Source organism: Bacillus sp. F56, from assembly GCF_001748205.1.
Classification (GTDB): Bacteria; Bacillota; Bacilli; order Bacillales; family Bacillaceae; genus Bacillus; species Bacillus stercoris.
Window position 1 is genome coordinate 56,558 of the sequence record NZ_BDFC01000012.1, and the last position, 15,590, is coordinate 72,147.

The 15,590-nt window shown below is 41.9% G+C and carries 15 protein-coding genes; all 15 read right to left on the reverse strand.

Features of this window, described 5'->3' with window-relative positions:
* Positions 1-3 precede the first annotated feature (3 nt).
* Positions 4-1,320 (reverse strand): flagellar protein export ATPase FliI, encoded by a 1,317-nt coding sequence (gene fliI, locus BFW96_RS19295; protein ID WP_069840325.1) that lies wholly within the window; start codon positions 1,318-1,320, stop codon positions 4-6.
* Complete coding sequence (gene fliH, locus BFW96_RS19300) at positions 1,317-2,069, reverse strand: flagellar assembly protein FliH (RefSeq protein ID WP_069840345.1); 753 nt, start codon at positions 2,067-2,069, stop codon at positions 1,317-1,319. Before fliH ends, fliI begins: the two co-directional genes overlap by 4 nt.
* Positions 2,062-3,078 (reverse strand): flagellar motor switch protein FliG, encoded by a 1,017-nt coding sequence (gene fliG / locus BFW96_RS19305; RefSeq protein WP_014663967.1) that lies wholly within the window; start codon positions 3,076-3,078, stop codon positions 2,062-2,064. The genes fliH and fliG overlap by 8 nt, the downstream gene beginning before the upstream one ends.
* Before the next feature lie 12 nt (positions 3,079-3,090).
* Positions 3,091-4,701 (reverse strand): flagellar basal-body MS-ring/collar protein FliF, encoded by a 1,611-nt coding sequence (gene fliF, locus BFW96_RS19310; protein WP_040083177.1) that lies wholly within the window; start codon positions 4,699-4,701, stop codon positions 3,091-3,093.
* 45 nt (positions 4,702-4,746) lie between these two features.
* Positions 4,747-5,067 carry a flagellar hook-basal body complex protein FliE gene (gene fliE, locus BFW96_RS19315; RefSeq protein ID WP_003238544.1) on the reverse strand — a complete coding sequence of 107 codons (321 nt, stop codon included), beginning with the start codon at positions 5,065-5,067 and terminating at the stop codon, positions 4,747-4,749.
* A gap of 10 nt (positions 5,068-5,077) precedes the next feature.
* The gene (flgC, locus tag BFW96_RS19320; protein ID WP_014663965.1) at positions 5,078-5,530 is read right to left on the reverse strand and encodes a flagellar basal body rod protein FlgC; all 453 of its coding nucleotides are present in this window, start codon (positions 5,528-5,530) and stop codon (positions 5,078-5,080) included.
* Positions 5,530-5,919 carry a flagellar basal body rod protein FlgB gene (gene flgB, locus BFW96_RS19325; RefSeq protein WP_069840326.1) on the reverse strand — a complete coding sequence of 130 codons (390 nt, stop codon included), beginning with the start codon at positions 5,917-5,919 and terminating at the stop codon, positions 5,530-5,532. Before flgB ends, flgC begins: the two co-directional genes overlap by 1 nt.
* Before the next feature lie 380 nt (positions 5,920-6,299).
* Complete coding sequence (codY, locus tag BFW96_RS19330; protein ID WP_003220850.1) at positions 6,300-7,079, reverse strand: GTP-sensing pleiotropic transcriptional regulator CodY; 780 nt, start codon at positions 7,077-7,079, stop codon at positions 6,300-6,302.
* A gap of 39 nt (positions 7,080-7,118) precedes the next feature.
* A complete protein-coding gene (gene hslU / locus BFW96_RS19335) occupies positions 7,119-8,522 on the reverse strand; it encodes an ATP-dependent protease ATPase subunit HslU (protein ID WP_014476801.1) in 1,404 nt (467 codons plus the stop codon).
* A gap of 16 nt (positions 8,523-8,538) precedes the next feature.
* Complete coding sequence (gene clpQ, locus BFW96_RS19340) at positions 8,539-9,084, reverse strand: ATP-dependent protease subunit ClpQ (RefSeq protein ID WP_003238555.1); 546 nt, start codon at positions 9,082-9,084, stop codon at positions 8,539-8,541.
* 12 nt (positions 9,085-9,096) lie between these two features.
* Positions 9,097-10,011 (reverse strand): tyrosine recombinase XerC, encoded by a 915-nt coding sequence (gene xerC / locus BFW96_RS19345; protein WP_069840327.1) that lies wholly within the window; start codon positions 10,009-10,011, stop codon positions 9,097-9,099.
* Positions 10,012-10,078: 67 nt separating this feature from the next.
* Complete coding sequence (trmFO, locus tag BFW96_RS19350; protein ID WP_069149591.1) at positions 10,079-11,386, reverse strand: FADH(2)-oxidizing methylenetetrahydrofolate--tRNA-(uracil(54)-C(5))-methyltransferase TrmFO; 1,308 nt, start codon at positions 11,384-11,386, stop codon at positions 10,079-10,081.
* A 75-nt stretch (positions 11,387-11,461) separates the two neighbouring features.
* Positions 11,462-13,537, reverse strand: a complete 2,076-nt coding sequence (gene topA / locus BFW96_RS19355; RefSeq protein ID WP_003245599.1) for a type I DNA topoisomerase — start codon at positions 13,535-13,537, stop codon at positions 11,462-11,464.
* Between the two features lie 187 nt (positions 13,538-13,724).
* Complete coding sequence (dprA, locus tag BFW96_RS19360) at positions 13,725-14,618, reverse strand: DNA-processing protein DprA (RefSeq protein WP_069840328.1); 894 nt, start codon at positions 14,616-14,618, stop codon at positions 13,725-13,727.
* Positions 14,619-14,678: 60 nt separating this feature from the next.
* Positions 14,679-15,581, reverse strand: a complete 903-nt coding sequence (gene sucD / locus BFW96_RS19365) for a succinate--CoA ligase subunit alpha (protein ID WP_003238566.1) — start codon at positions 15,579-15,581, stop codon at positions 14,679-14,681.
* Positions 15,582-15,590: the final 9 nt, after the last annotated feature.

Consider the following 15,590-nt stretch of genomic DNA (forward strand, 5'->3'; position numbering starts at 1 on the left):
GTTTTATTCCTCATTTCCTGTCAAACTAGTTAATGCAGCAATGCTTTCTTCCAATGATGCCGGTTCATCTGTTCCCTGCTTTAAAAATTGAATAAGCTGCGGATAAAATTGTATCGCTTCATCAATTTCTCTTGATGAGCCTCTTTTGTAAGCTCCGATATTAATGAGATCTTCCGAATTTTGATATGTCGATAAAAGTTCGCGGAATTTATTTGCCGCATCCAGGTGCTGTCTTGTCGATATGTTTGACATCACCCTGCTGATGCTTTTTAGGACATTAACTGCCGGAAATTGGCCTTTATTGGCAAGCGCCCTGTCCAACACAATATGTCCGTCTAAAATTCCGCGTACGGTATCGGCAATCGGTTCATTCATGTCATCGCCGTCTACCAGCACTGTATAAAATGCCGTAATGGTTCCGTGCTCGTTTGCACCTGTTCGTTCTAATAAACGAGGTAAAATAGCGAACACAGAGGGTGTATAGCCTTTTGTCGTCGGTGGTTCTCCAGCAGCTAAACCAATCTCACGCTGCGCCATCGCCACCCTTGTAACAGAATCCATCATAAACATGACATTTTGGCCTCTATCTCGAAAATACTCGGCAATTGCAGTCGCTGTATATGCCGCTTTCAATCTCATTAATGCTGGCTGGTCTGAGGTGGCAACAACTACAATCGATCGTTTCAGCCCCTCTTTCCCAAGATCTTTTTCAATAAACTCCCGGACCTCTCGTCCACGTTCTCCGACAAGTGCAATGACGTTTAAGTCAGCTTCTGTCTGCTTAGCAATCATTCCCATTAATGTGCTTTTTCCGACACCGCTTCCGGCAAATATTCCAATCCGCTGGCCTTTACCGACTGTCAGCAAGCTGTCAATGGATCTGACGCCAACACCCATTTTTTCACGGATAGGCGGCCGTTTCATCGGGTTGGGCGGTGATTGCTCCGTCGATACAGGCGAAAGCCCTTTGGGCAGAAGTTTTCCGTCAAGCGGTTCTCCAAAAGCATCGATGACTTGCCCGATCAGTCCAGATCCAACTTTAATCCGAAGAGATTCCCCAGTAGCTTCTACAATGCTGCCTGGTGCAATACTCGCAGCCTCTAAATAAGGCATAAGCAAAATATTTTCTTCTTGGAAGCCGACTACCTCGGCTTTAATGACTTTCCCAGATTGTCCTTTTGCATAAATCAGGCATACGTCGCCAATTGAGCTTGCAGGGCCTTTTGATTCAATCATCAGGCCGATGACCCGCTTGACTTTTCCGTACCGTTTATACGAGTCTGTCATTTCTATACAATCTATCAGACTCTGTGTCTTCATTCAGCTGCACCCGCTTCCAGCACTGTCAGAAGTTTATCTTTCAATTGCATCAATTGTGTGTCAACACTCGCATCTACCCTGCCAAAAGGAGTTTCAATATAACAGGTTCCTTTTTGAGCTTTTTCATCAGCATATATACCAAGACGGCATTCTTTATAAAGAAGCTGCTGGATTTCATCTTTTTGCTGAAAGATTGTCTCATAGTAATAAGGATCAACATAAATTGATATATCGTCATATTCCTTCACTTCGTTTACAACCTGTTGTACAAGCAGGTGGAAAGCTTCTTTATCATCAGATTTTTGCTGCCATACTTTTTTTGCCAATGCAACGGCAAGCTCAACGATTTCTTCATTAGCGTCTTCAAGCTTGTCCTCAACAGCTTTTCTGGACATTTCAGTAATTCTGTTCGCTTGGCCGATCAGTTCGGCATACTGTTGCATTGCCTCTGCTTTGCCCAATGCTACTCCTTGTTCAAAGCCCTCGGCTTTTGCTTCCTCAATTAGCTTCTGTTTTTCAGCCGCCCAATCATTTTTCTCCTGCTCAATTTGACGGCGAGTATTTTCTATATGACTGTTCGCCTGCTCAGAAATCCGGTCAGCTTCCTCTTTCACTCGGGCCATAAGAGCCTCCGGGTTCTCTTCAGCCTGCAAAAGGTGGGAATGATCAATACGCACCTCTTGTATAGAAAGTTTTCTTTTTTCCTTTTGTGGAGAAAAAGATGATTCTTGTTTAATGATATTAGACAATAATATCATCCCCTCCGCCTCTTGCTATCACAATTTCACCGGCTTCTTCAAGCTTTCTGACGATGCTTACAATTCTCGATTGAGCTTCTTCTACGTCTTTCAAGCGTACAGGGCCCATAAATTCCATTTCTTCTTTGAAGGTTTCAACCATACGCTGTGACATATTGCTGAATACAATTTCTTTGACTTCCTCGCTTGCAACCTTTAATGAAAGGAGCAAATCGTCGTTCTCAACATCGCGAATGACTCTCTGAATAGCACGGTTATCAAGTGTGACAATATCTTCGAAGACAAACATCCGCTTTTTAATCTCTTCAGCAAGATCGGGATCCTGAATTTCCAATGAATCCAATATCGTCTTCTCTGTCCCTCTGTCTACTCCGTTTAACACTTCCACAACAGCTTCAATTCCGCCTGTTTGTGTATAATCCTGAGTAAATGCAGAAGATAATTTTTGTTCCAGAATCCGTTCTACCTCATTAATAATTTCTGGTGACGTTCTATCCATGACCGCAATTCTTCTCGCAACCTCAGCCTGAACTTCAGGATTCAGCTCCGATAAAATTTGCCCGGCCTGCACAGGATCTAAATAAGACAAGATTAAAGCCATTGTCTGAGGATGCTCTTGCTGGATAAAATTCAAAATTTGTTCAGGCTCCGCTTTTCTGGCGAAATCAAATGGTTTCACCTGCAAAGAAGACGTCAGCCTGTTTAGAATGTTTTCCGCTTTATCCTCTCCAAGCGCCTTTTCTAGAACTTGTCTTGCATAGCTTAAACCGCCTTGAGAAATATAATCTTGTGCAATGGCTATATTGTGAAATTCTTCTATGATTTCATCCTTTTTTTGATGATCGACGCTTCGAACACCTGATATTTCCAGCGTAAGCCTTTCAATTTCTTCATCGGTTAAGTGCTTATAAACAGAAGCTGACACATCTAACCCCAAGGAAATCATGAGAATGGCTGCTTTTTGTTTTCCTGTAAGCTTATCTTGATCACGTCTCGCCATTTCTTATTCCTCCTAATCCTCGGCCAGCCAGCTTCTCAGCAGTTTTGCAAAATCTTCCGGCTTGTCTTTCGCCATCTTTTCAAGCTGTTTTCGTCTGACTGTTTCCGCTGTTTCATTTTCCTCTTCGTTGATATCAGGTAAATTGATTGGTTCTTGAGGAACCTCATACTCATACTCCTCGAATTCATCCTCTTGCGCCCGTTTCTTTCTGATAAGCATAATGATCAGAACAATAATCGCAGCGATTAAAACACCGCCTGTAATATATGCCCACAGCGGGATACCTGAGGATTTCTCCGTGTTTGTATCCAAATTGACTTTTCCGTCAAATGGCTGAACGGAGACAACAATTTTATTATTGATATCAGCATCAGATAAATTCTGGTTTTGCGTTTCATCTTTATCTAAAGATGTTCTGACTACAGTTGAGAGGATTTTTTGTATATCATCCTGTCTTTCAGTTGATAGTGACGCTGTGTTTTTGGCATCAGGCGGCTCTACCATGACTTGAATCCCTAAATCTCTGACCTTATAAGGACTTTCAGCGATTTCTTTATGGATTCGGTTAACCTCGTAATTGATTTTGTTGCTATTTTTTTCGTAGTTCCCGCTTTCGGCATTTTCACCATCAGCCTTATAATTTGTGACATCATCCTCGCCGGTTCCGGCAGTTCCGCCGTTGGCTGCACCGTCGCCCTGGTATGTTTCAGATACCTTTTCCGCGCTGACTGCAATGCCTTCCATGTTTTCTTTATCCACAGGTTCGACAATGTCTTCTGTACGATTTTCTTTTGTGAAATCGATGTCTGCTGTAACGGAGACAACGACTTTATCTTGGCCCATCATCGTACCTAGCAGTGACTGAACATGTTTTTGAATGTCTTTTTCAACTTGAGACTTAATTCCTTGCTGAGAAGAATAACTATCCGCGTAGGACCCTGCATTGCTGTCTGATTTGTCGTAGTATGTAGAATTTTGGTCCATGATGACGATATTATCTTCTTTTAGGTTCGGCACGCTTTTAGATACCAGATGATACAGTCCGTTGATCTGGCTTTGGTCAAGTGTGTAACCCGGTTGAATCTGCAGAACGATTGAAGCAGAAGCTGCAGATTGCTCTTCACCGACAAACACAGCGTCTTTCGGGAGATTAATCATTACTTTTGAGTTTTTAATACCGTCCATTTCATTGATCAAGTTTGACAGTTCTGTCTGTGTCGCTTTCACTTTTACCATATCAAACTCATTGTCTGTCAAACCAAAGCCGGCATTCTGCCCAAAAAACGAGTAATCAATTGATCCTGTTTTAGGAAGTCCTTCTGCAGCCAGCTGCACTTTCAAAGAATCAACCTGATCCTCCGGAACGCTAATCACTGTACCGCCACTCGAAAGTTCGTTTGGTACTTTTTTCGCATCCAATTCTTCTTTGATTTTTCCTGCTTCTTCGGCAGATAAATCTTTGTAAAGCGGAGCCATCTTTGTACTGGAAGCAAAAACACTAATAATAATTCCAATAATAATAATTGCCGCTAACACACTAACCATTAAAATCTTTTGTAATTTAGATCTATTTTTCCAAAACTCACTCGTTTTGTTTTTCATTTGCATTAGAGTACGATTCATGTTAACCCCCGGTCATTCCACTCTTTCTCTAAATCGTCAGACCCCCTACATTTGCATTCTCATAATCTCCTGATAAGCTTCCACAGCTTTATTGCGGAACTCTGTTGCTGCAGTTAGAGAGATGCTAGCTTTTTGAGCGGCGATCATGACCTCATCAAGATTTACATCTTTTCCTGCAGCCAAGGCATTAGTCATGTTGTCAGAAGCTACTTGGGACTCATTTAACGAACTAATAGAGTTTTTTAAAAGCTCCGAAAAGCTTGTTTGATTTGAAGAATCTGTTTTTTGGCTATTGTTTACTTGATTTGTTGCATTTTGAGTGTTTTGAGTATTTTGAACCTGAAAAGGAGAAATTGCATTAATCACATTCATTCACCTACTTTCCGATTTCTAATGCCTTCATCAGCATTCCCTTTGTGGCATTCATCGCAGTGACATTCGCCTCATATGATCTGGTGCTGCTGACAAGGTCAACCATTTCCTTTAATGGATCTACATTAGGTTTTTGCACATATCCTTCAGCGTTTGCATCAGGATCTGTCGGATCATAGACAAGATTAAAATCCGATTTATCCTCCGTAATTTTTGAAACCTTCACACCGTTTCCAGCATGACCGCTTCCGCTCATTTGAGAATTAAGAATGGAAGAGAACGATTCACCTTTTGACTGAAGGGAGACCATTTTTCTTCTGTAAGGCACCCACTCTCCATTCACCTGCTTAGCTCTTGTCGTATCCATATTTGCTAAGTTAGATGATACAACATCCATTCTGACCCGCTGAGCTGTTAAAGCAGATGCTGAAACATTTAAGCTCTGAAAAGCTGTCATCATTTTCCTCCTGTTAATACGGTCTTCAGCGAATTAAATTTACCGTTCATTCTTTCAACTAAAGCTTGATAGTTGATTTGATTTTGCGCCAATTCTGTCATCTCTTTGTCAACATCTACATTGTTTCCATTTTGCTGATACGATGTATCTCCGCTCGCAACAATTGAATAATTCGAATCAGTATCAGAAAAATCAACATGACGATAGTCTGTTTTTATCGCATCAAGACGTGAGGATTCTTGATCTAATAAATTTTGGAAAGAGACTTTTTTTGCCTTATAGTTCGGTGTATCTATATTGGCGATATTATTAGTTATGACTTTTTGCTTAACATCCGCTCTGCTCAAGGCATTTTCAAGATTTTGTATCGTTCCAGAAAATAAGCTCAAATCCACTTACCTCCATTTCAGTTTTTTTCACCCTCAATATCCTTGTCGAGAATTGTAAAACTATATGCTTATTGTAAGAAATAACAGGCATAAAGTCTATGAAGTTCGTGTAAAAAAATGTCCTCACAATTATCTATTTTACAACTAGGTATAAAGTCCTAGATTGTTAGAACTACATTTTCCACCTTGATATAAGCCTGAAAATAGCAGAATTTCTGTTTTTTCTCCTTTCTTTTCGTCATTTTTGAAACTTTTTGAAGAAATATGCAAGATTTATTAAAATCATTACACAGAAAGACTTTCAACCCAGGAAATAAAGCTTATTGATTTCCTTTATTTGAAATAAAAAAAGAACCCCTTAAAGGGGGTTCTTTTTTTGATTAATGAGATTTTAGATTTTCTAATTCGATTAGGAATTTGTTGTTTAGCACTTTGATATAAGTACCTTTCATTCCTAATGACCTTGACTCAATGACGCCGGCGCTCTCCAGCTTTCTGAGTGCGTTCACAATAACCGAACGGGTAATGCCGACGCGGTCAGCGATTTTACTAGCAACGAGAAGGCCTTCGTTTCCGTCAAGCTCCTCAAAAATGTGCTCAATTGCTTCAAGCTCACTGTAAGAAAGCGAGCTGATAGCCATTTGTACGACAGCTTTACTTCTTGCTTCCTCTTCAATTTCTTCTGCTTTTTCTCTTAGGATTTCCATTCCGACAACTGTTGCGCCGTATTCAGCTAGAATTAAGTCATCATCATTGAATTGATCCTGTAAACGTGAAAGAATGAGTGTTCCTAATCTTTCCCCTCCTCCGATGATCGGCACAATTGTCGTTAAACCAGCTTGGAATAAGTCTCTGTTCTCAACAGGGAAAGCAGTGTATTCACTATTAATATCCAAGTTAGAAGATGTTTCAGGGACATTAAACAGATTTTTCGTATATTCTTCAGGGAATTGACGATCCTCAAGCATTTTTTTCATACGATCATTTTCAATTTGCTGGTTAATAGAATACCCAAGGAGTTTCCCTCTGCGGCTTACAACGAAAATATTGGAATCAATGACATCCCGCAGCGTCTCCGCCATTTCCTTGAAGTTTACCGGTTTCCCTGCCGCAGCTTGCAGCATGGAGTTAATAATTCTTGTTTTTTGTAATAAAGCCATGATAAATAATCCTCCTAAACATTCCTCATATTAAATTTTTCACAATATAAATTGACTTAAATCTTTGTTTTTGGCTATCGTTCCGAGTTTTTCTTCGACATACTGTGGTGTAATCGTTATTTTCTCCATCGTTACATCAGGAGCTTCGAACGACAAATCTTCTAATAGGCGTTCAAGTATTGTATGAAGGCGTCTCGCACCGATATTATCTGTGTCCTGGTTCACATGATAAGCAACTTCAGCAATCTTATGAATAGCTTCGTCAGAAAATTCAAGAGATATACCTTCAGTCTGCAATAATGCTTGATATTGTTTCAAGAGCGCATTATCCGGCTCAACCAAAATTCTCACGAAGTCATCCACCGTGAGTTTGTTCAGTTCTACACGAATCGGGAAACGCCCCTGCAGCTCAGGAATCAAATCAGACGGTTTGGCCATATGAAACGCTCCTGCTGCAATAAATAATACATGGTCTGTTTTTACAGAACCATATTTTGTGACAACGGTTGAACCCTCAACAATCGGTAGGATATCCCGCTGAACGCCTTCTCTTGAAACATCGGCAGAAGAAGATGCACCGCCGTTCTTTGCGATTTTATCAATCTCATCGATAAAAATAATCCCGCTCTCTTCTGCTCTCTGAACAGCTTCCTGGCTGACTTCATCCATATCGATGAGTTTGCTTGCTTCTTCATTCGTCAGGACTTTTCTGGCTTCTCTGACTGTCATTTTGCGCCGTTTCTTTTTCTTTGGCATTAATCCGCTCAGCGCATCCTGCATATTCATACCCATCTGCTCCATACCCGAGCCCTGCAGCATGTCAAACATAGAAGGCTGCTGTTCTTCGACTTCTACTGTTACATAGTAGTCTTCGAGCTCTCCTAAAGCCAGCTGATGCGCCATTCGTTTTCTTTTTTCTTCGATGTTTGCTTCTTCCTGGCTCTCCGCCTCATCTTCACCATTCGGCTGGCTGCCTCCAAAAAACATTTCAAACGGATTTTTAACGCCAGATTGTTTTTTCTTCCCAGGAACTAACAGACGAACAATGCGTTTGTTTGCATTTTCTTCAGCCTGTTCCTTTACTTCATTCATTTTCTCTTCTTTTATAAGCCGAACAGAAGTCTCCACAAGATCTCTGACCATTGATTCAACATCTCTGCCTACATAGCCGACTTCGGTAAATTTAGTAGCTTCAATTTTGATAAATGGCGCACCTGAAAGCTTAGCGATTCGTCTGGCAATTTCAGTTTTCCCGACGCCGGTAGGACCCATCATTAAAATGTTTTTCGGAACGACCTCGTCCTTCAGCTTTTCATCCAGAAGACTTCTTCTATAGCGGTTTCTTAATGCCACGGCGACAGCTTTTTTCGCATTTTGCTGACCGACAATATATTGGTCTAACCGATCTACAATCTGTCTAGGAGTTAACGGTTTTTTTTCCATGCGCCTCAAGTCCTTTCTATTCAAGCTCTTCCAGTATGATTTGATCGTTCGTGTAAACACAAATTTCGCCTGCTGTTTCTAACGCGGCTCTGGCAATCTCACTTGCAGACATGCTTTCACCGGCATGCTTTTTCAATGCTCTTCCCGCTGCCAAAGCGTAATTGCCTCCTGATCCAATCGCGAGAATGCCGTCATCTGGTTCGATCACCTCGCCTGTTCCCGATACAAGAAGCAAAGTATCCTGATTCATCACAATCAGCATGGCTTCAAGCTTTCTAAGCACTTTATCGCTGCGCCATTCCTTCGCAAGCTCAACAGCCGCCCGTTTTAAGTTGCCGTTATATTCTTCAAGCTTGGCTTCAAACTTTTCGAATAAAGTGAAAGCGTCTGCAACAGATCCCGCAAAGCCAGCAAGAACCTTGCCGTTAAACAGTTTTCTCACTTTTCGTGCCGTGTGTTTCATGACAACAGCCTGACCAAACGTTACTTGGCCGTCTCCAGACATAGCGCTTCGTCCTTTATGCTGTACGGCAAATATTGTGGTCGCATGAAAAGATGACATAAAGGGCCTCCTTTAATTTTTCTTAAATGCTCTTGGGTGGTGGGACATATATGTGTTTCTCAACATTTCCTTCGAAACGTGCGTGTATATCTGTGTCGAAGACAGATTGGAATGCCCGAGCAGTTCTTGAACGCTTCTCAAATCCGCTCCTTCATTTAACAGATGGGTGGCGAACGTGTGTCGAAGCATATGCGGATGGATATGTAAAGTGCCGGACGCTTTTTGAACAAGCCCGCTTAAAATATGTCTGACGCCACGGGCTGTAAGCGGTCCGCCTCTTTGATTTACGAATAATAGATCATGAGGTTCTTTTGCCTTCATCAGCAAGCACTGTCTTCCGCTATTCATGTATATCTTCAACGCTTCGCGGGCATAAGACCCAAAGGGGATATAGCGCTGCTTCTTGCCTTTACCGTGAACAAGCACAGTGTCCATAAATAAATCAACATCATTAACAGTTATGGAACAGCATTCACTGACCCTCATTCCGGTGGCATAGAGCAGCTCTAACAGCGCTTGATCCCTCATTCCGGCCGGCTGGCTTATATCTGAAACTTCAAACAGCTCCTCAAGCTCTTTTTGATATAGAAACTTCGGTATCCGTTTCTCTTGTTTCGGCAGATGAACAAGCTGAAACGGATTTTCTTCAACAAGCTTTTCCCGCATCAGAAACTTATAAAAGCTTCTTAATGCAGATATCTTTTTGCTTATTGTTCTTCTCGATAAACCTTTTTCATAGGCTTCTGTCAAAAAAATCCTAGTATCTTGATATGCAGCTTCTTCAAATCCATTTATACCTTGAACGCGCAGGAAAGTCTCGAATTCTTCAATTGAATCCACATAATTCACAATAGTATATTGTGAATAATTTTTTTCAATTTGTAAATATTCAACGAATAACTTTACGAAATTCTTAACATTCTCCATGCCTAATACCTCCCCAGGAAGGGCTTTTAAATGGTATCACAAATCGCGTTCAGGTTGCAATCAATACCTATATTGTTTTCGAAATTGTTTGAATTGTTTCAATTGCACGATTCGCGTATTGTTCATTTCGTTCTTTTTTATTTTTAATTTTAACAGGCAGTTCTTTTAAAAGCCCAAAGTTTGCATTCATCGGCTGGAAGTTCTTCTGGTTTGTTGTTGTAATATAATGAGCCATACTGCCAATTGCCGTTTCCTGCGGGAAAATAACAAGCTCTTCTCCCAATACAAGCTTCGCCGCATTAATGCCTGCTACCAGTCCTGAAGCAGCTGATTCCACATATCCTTCTACTCCCGTCATTTGGCCTGCAAAGAACAGGTCACTGCGGTTTTGAAATTGATAAGTCGGCTTTAACAAGCTCGGAGAGTTAATAAATGTATTTCTGTGCATCACGCCATATCTGACGATTTCTACATTTTCAAGCCCTGGAATCAATTTGAGGACTTCCTTTTGATCTCCCCATTTTAAATGTGTCTGGAATCCTACAATATTATAAAGTGTGCCCGCAGCATCATCCTGTCTGAGCTGAACGACGGCATAAGGACGTTTTCCTGTAACAGGATGCTCTAGCCCAACCGGTTTCATCGGACCGAACAGCATTGTTTTCTTACCGCGTTTTGCCATGACTTCAATCGGCATGCAGCCTTCAAAGAAAATCTCTTTTTCAAATTCTTTTAACGGGACTGTTTCTGCTGATGTTAAAGCTTCATGGAAACGGTCAAATTCTTCTTCTGTCATAGGGCAGTTCAAATATGCTGCTTCACCTTTATCATAGCGGGATTTCAAGTACACTTTATCCATATCAAGGCTGTCTTTTTCTACAATTGGCGCCGCTGCGTCATAAAAATATAAATAGTCCTCTCCAGTCAGCTCCTTCAGCTGGGCAGACAGCGATTCAGATGTTAACGGTCCCGTTGCGATAATGGTAGGACCTTCAGGAATCTTAGTCACTTCTTCATTAATAACGGTTACGTTTGGATGATTTTTCACCCGATTTGTCACACTTGCGGCAAATTCATGACGGTCTACTGCAAGAGCCCCTCCGGCAGGCACCGAACATTCGTCAGCAGCCGCGATGATGGCTGAATCAAGCGCACGCATCTCTTCCTTTAATACACCGACCGCGTTAGCAAGTGTATTAGAGCGAAGAGAGTTGCTGCAGACTAGCTCGGCAAATTTATCAGTATGGTGCGCAGGCGTTTGTTTCACAGGCCGCATTTCATACAATTTGACTTGAATCCCGCGTTTGGCAAGCTGCCATGCTGCTTCACTTCCTGCGAGTCCGGCTCCGATTACATTCACTGTTTGTTGGTTCATCTTTCACATCTCCTAGTTTATTATTCAAGGCCTTCTTTTAACACACAAAGAAGGTGAGCAAGACCCTGCTCACCGCTACTTCTGTGGTTCTTCCTTATAATCGCATTCCACGCATTGGACTTGTATGCCTTTTTTGAGTTTTTTCTCGACGAGCATTTTTCCGCATTTCGGGCACTTTCGTTCAATTGGTTTGTCCCAGGATACGAATTCACAGTCCGGATAACGGTCACAGCCGTAAAACACCCGTTTCTTTTTCGATTTTCGCTCAACAATGTTTCCTTCTCCGCAGCTCGGACACTTCACGCCGATTTGTTTCACAATCGGTTTCGTGTTCCGGCAGTCAGGGAAATTGGAGCAAGCTAAGAATTTACCGTACCGTCCCATTTTATATACCATTGGAGAACTGCACAATTCACAATCCTCTCCAGCATACTCTGGTTCAATCTCAACTTCCTTCATTTCCGATTCGGCTTTTTTGACGCGTTTTTCAAAATCGGTGTAGAAATTATCGATAATCTTGACCCATTCGGTATTTCCTTCTTCAACATGATCAAGATCTCTCTCCATTTTAGCTGTAAACTCAACGTTAATGATCTCAGGGAAAAACTCCATGATCAAGTCAAGAACGATCTGACCTAATTCAGTCGGAACGAAACGTTTATTATCCAATGCCACGTAGCCGCGCCGCTGAATAGTATCAAGTGTCGGAGCATATGTGGATGGACGGCCGATACCGCGTTCTTCAAGGGTTTTAACAAGCCGGGCCTCAGTATATCGCGGAGGCGGCTGGGTAAAATGCTGCTCAGGTTCTATATCTTTTGATAATACCGTGTCGCCTTCTTGTAAGTCAGGCAGCATCCGGTCTTTTTCTTCCATTTGATCGTCTTTTCCTTCAACATACACCTTCATAAACCCGGAAAACTTGACTTTACTTCCATTTGCACGAAATGTCAAACCGTTGTTTGTCAGGTCGACACTCATTGTATCGAGAACAGCCGGTGCCATTTGGCTGGCAACAAAACGCTCCCAAATTAATTTATACAGTCTCATTTGGTCTCTGCCGAGGACTGCTTTTAATTCACTTGGTTTTCTAAGAACTGATGTCGGCCGAATTGCTTCGTGGGCATCCTGGGCATTTTCATTCTTTTTCGCAGGCTTCCGTTTTCCGCCTAGGAACTCTTTTCCATATGTCTGATCAATAAATGCAGCTGCTTCATCAACAGCCGTATTTGAAATACGGGTTGAATCCGTTCTCATATACGTGATCAGACCAACCGTTCCTTCTCTTCCTAAATCAATTCCTTCATATAATTGCTGTGCAATCATCATCGTTTTCTTCGCTCTGAAATTGAGCTTGCGAGCCGCTTCCTGCTGCAGGGTAGAAGTGGTAAAAGGCAAAGCAGGATTACGTTTGCGTTCCTTTTTGGTTACTTTTTCAACTGTATATTGATTCCCTTTGAGCTGAGAAAGAATCTCTTTTACATCAGCTTCACTATTTAAAGGAAGTTTTTTGCCGTTTTTCCCGAAAAAGCTCGCTTCAAAGGTTTCTTGACCTTTTAAGAACGTACCGTCAATTGTCCAATATTCCTCAGGCTTAAAGTCGTTAATCTCTTTTTCACGGTCAATAATCAAACGGAGGGCAACGGATTGCACGCGTCCTGCGCTAAGCCCTTTTTTGACTTTTTTCCATAAGATTGGACTGATTTTATATCCGACAAGCCTGTCTAAAATACGTCTCGCTTGCTGTGCATCCACTAAATCCATATTGATCATGCGGGGATGCTTAAACGATTCCTTAATAGCGTCTTTTGTAATTTCGTTAAACACCACACGGCAGTCTGAGTTGAGATCTAAATCAAGACTGTGTGCCAAATGCCATGCAATCGCTTCCCCTTCTCTGTCGGGGTCGGCTGCGAGATACACTTTTTTGGCTTTTTTCGCAGCCGTTTTCAGCTCTTTTAATACCGGGCCTTTACCTCGAATGGTAATATATTTCGGTTCAAAATTCTGTTCTATGTCAACTCCCATTTGACTTTTTGGAAGATCCCGGACATGTCCCATTGATGCTTTTACTTTATATTTTTTACCTAAGTAACGTTCAATCGTTTTCGCCTTAGCGGGCGATTCCACGATGACTAGATAATCAGACATTTTCATCCCCCTCAAGAGGTGTTCTCTCTCTTTTCAAGATATTTCAATTTTATTTTTGCAGCTGTCTTTATTTGGCTTTCAACATTTCATTCTTTATCATGAACGTCATTAATTAAATAGAAAACAATATGCAACTTTAAATCCTCACTATTATTAAATATTACAATACCGTTTGTCAAACGATAATTCAAAAGGGTTCCGTATATTGAACGTTTCTCTCAGGAAGTTCCTCGAAAATATCCTCTGCTGACCATATGGCTTTAGCCCCCTGCTGGATCAGTTTTATAGGACCTCCGGCGTAAGGGTCAAACAATGAACCGGGTACGGCAAATACCTCTCTCCCTTGTTCCAATGCTTGATAGGCAGTAATCAGCGAACCGCTTTTTTCTTTGCCCTGAACGACAATAACGCCTTCACTTAGTCCGCTGATAATACGGTTTCTCATAGGGAAATGCCATTTTTGGGGTTTAGTTTCAGGTGGGTGCTCTGACAGCAGGATATGGTGTTTAGCCATGTGATCTGCTAACTGAAGGTTTTCTCGGGGATAAATGTGTTGAAATCCGCCTGCAATGACGCCAATTGTCCGCCCCTTCGCCTTAATACTTGCAGCATGGGACATTCCGTCTATCCCAGACGCCAGTCCGCTGACAATCACCCAACCTTTACGACAGATCTCTTTTGTAAGATGATTGACAACTTGTTTCCCATAAGCTGTTGGATTTCTTGTCCCTACAATTCCAATTTTTCTCCCTTTCGAAAGAAGAGTCATATCACCTTTTGCAAACAGTACGGCAGGGGGATCATAAATGCTTTTAAGCCAGAAAGGATATTGCTTTGAAGAGATAGGAATGGTGTTAATGCCTTGCTCACGATAAGCAGCAAGTACGCGTTGGAGCTTTGGGTAAAATTCTTCTATTTTCTTTTTTAATGCAGCTGCTTTCATTTTATCACGAGTAACCGTTTGTAACACCGATGATGTCAGCGACATAGACGGATCGGCTTTCCACCATTTTAATAGAAGGGATGGGGATAATAATTGATTGATTCTGCAAGTCGTTAAGCAGGCAGCGGCCTGATCCAATAGATTGACCTCCTTTTGACAGAAAAAGCAGGAACAGCCTTAACGGCTGTCCCTTTTTTATTAATGCGTTTTACAAGTTTCGAACAGGTTCTTCTCTTTCAGCACCTTAATTAAGGTTTCACCCATAACAGAAGGTGTCTCTGCAACTTCAATTCCGCATGCATTAAGGGTTTTGATTTTTTCATCAGCTGTCCCTTTTCCGCCGGAAATAATGGCGCCTGCATGCCCCATGCGCTTCCCAGGAGGTGCTGTCTTACCGCCGATAAAACCGACTACCGGTTTTGTCATGTTGGCTTTTACCCACTCTGCCGCTTCCTCTTCGGCAGTACCGCCGATTTCGCCAATCATGATGACAGCGTGTGTGTCAGGATCTTCGTTAAACGCTTTTAAAACGTCAATAAAGTTTGTTCCATTTACAGGGTCGCCGCCGATTCCAACAGCTGTAGACTGTCCTACGCCCGCTTCTGAGAGCTGGTGTACCGCTTCGTATGTTAATGTTCCTGAACGTGATACAACGCCTACATGACCCTTTTTATGGATGTATCCGGGCATAATGCCGATTTTACATTCTTCAGGCGTAATGACACCAGGGCAGTTCGGCCCTATCAGTCTCGTTTTCTTGCCTTCCATGAAACGTTTGACCTTCACCATATCCAAAACCGGAATGTGTTCTGTGATACAAATCACGAGATCAAGCTCCGCATCTACCGCTTCCATAATCGCATCAGCTGCAAACGGTGCAGGCACATATATAACAGACGCGTTAGCGCCGGTCGTTTGAACTGCTTCAGCCACTGTATTAAATACAGGAACACCTTCCGCTTCAGTTCCGCCTTTTCCAGGTGTTACACCGCCTACGATATTTGTGCCGTATTCGAGCATCTGCTTCGTATGAAATAAAGCGGTAGAACCTGTAATCCCTTGTACAATAACTCTTGTATCTTTATTAATAAAAACACTCATTATATGGTC

Bases quoted from the DNA above. Each gene is read 5' to 3' on its own strand.
- flgC (WP_014663965.1), bottom strand. From the start codon at position 5,530: ATGACAGCTTTTCAGAGCTTAAATGTTTCAGCATCTGCTTTAACAGCT.
- clpQ (WP_003238555.1), bottom strand. From the start codon at position 9,084: ATGTCATCTTTTCATGCGACCACAATATTTGCCGTACAGCATAAAGGA.
- fliI (WP_069840325.1), bottom strand. From the start codon at position 1,320: ATGAAGACACAGAGTCTGATAGATTGTATAGAAATGACAGACTCGTAT.
- sucD (WP_003238566.1), bottom strand. From the start codon at position 15,581: ATGAGTGTTTTTATTAATAAAGATACAAGAGTTATTGTACAAGGGATT.
- fliG (WP_014663967.1), bottom strand. From the start codon at position 3,078: ATGGCGAGACGTGATCAAGATAAGCTTACAGGAAAACAAAAAGCAGCC.
- topA (WP_003245599.1), bottom strand. From the start codon at position 13,537: ATGTCTGATTATCTAGTCATCGTGGAATCGCCCGCTAAGGCGAAAACG.
- xerC (WP_069840327.1), bottom strand. From the start codon at position 10,011: ATGGAGAATGTTAAGAATTTCGTAAAGTTATTCGTTGAATATTTACAA.
- codY (WP_003220850.1), bottom strand. From the start codon at position 7,079: ATGGCTTTATTACAAAAAACAAGAATTATTAACTCCATGCTGCAAGCT.
- trmFO (WP_069149591.1), bottom strand. From the start codon at position 11,386: ATGAACCAACAAACAGTGAATGTAATCGGAGCCGGACTCGCAGGAAGT.
- hslU (WP_014476801.1), bottom strand. From the start codon at position 8,522: ATGGAAAAAAAACCGTTAACTCCTAGACAGATTGTAGATCGGTTAGAC.
- fliF (WP_040083177.1), bottom strand. From the start codon at position 4,701: ATGAATCGTACTCTAATGCAAATGAAAAACAAAACGAGTGAGTTTTGG.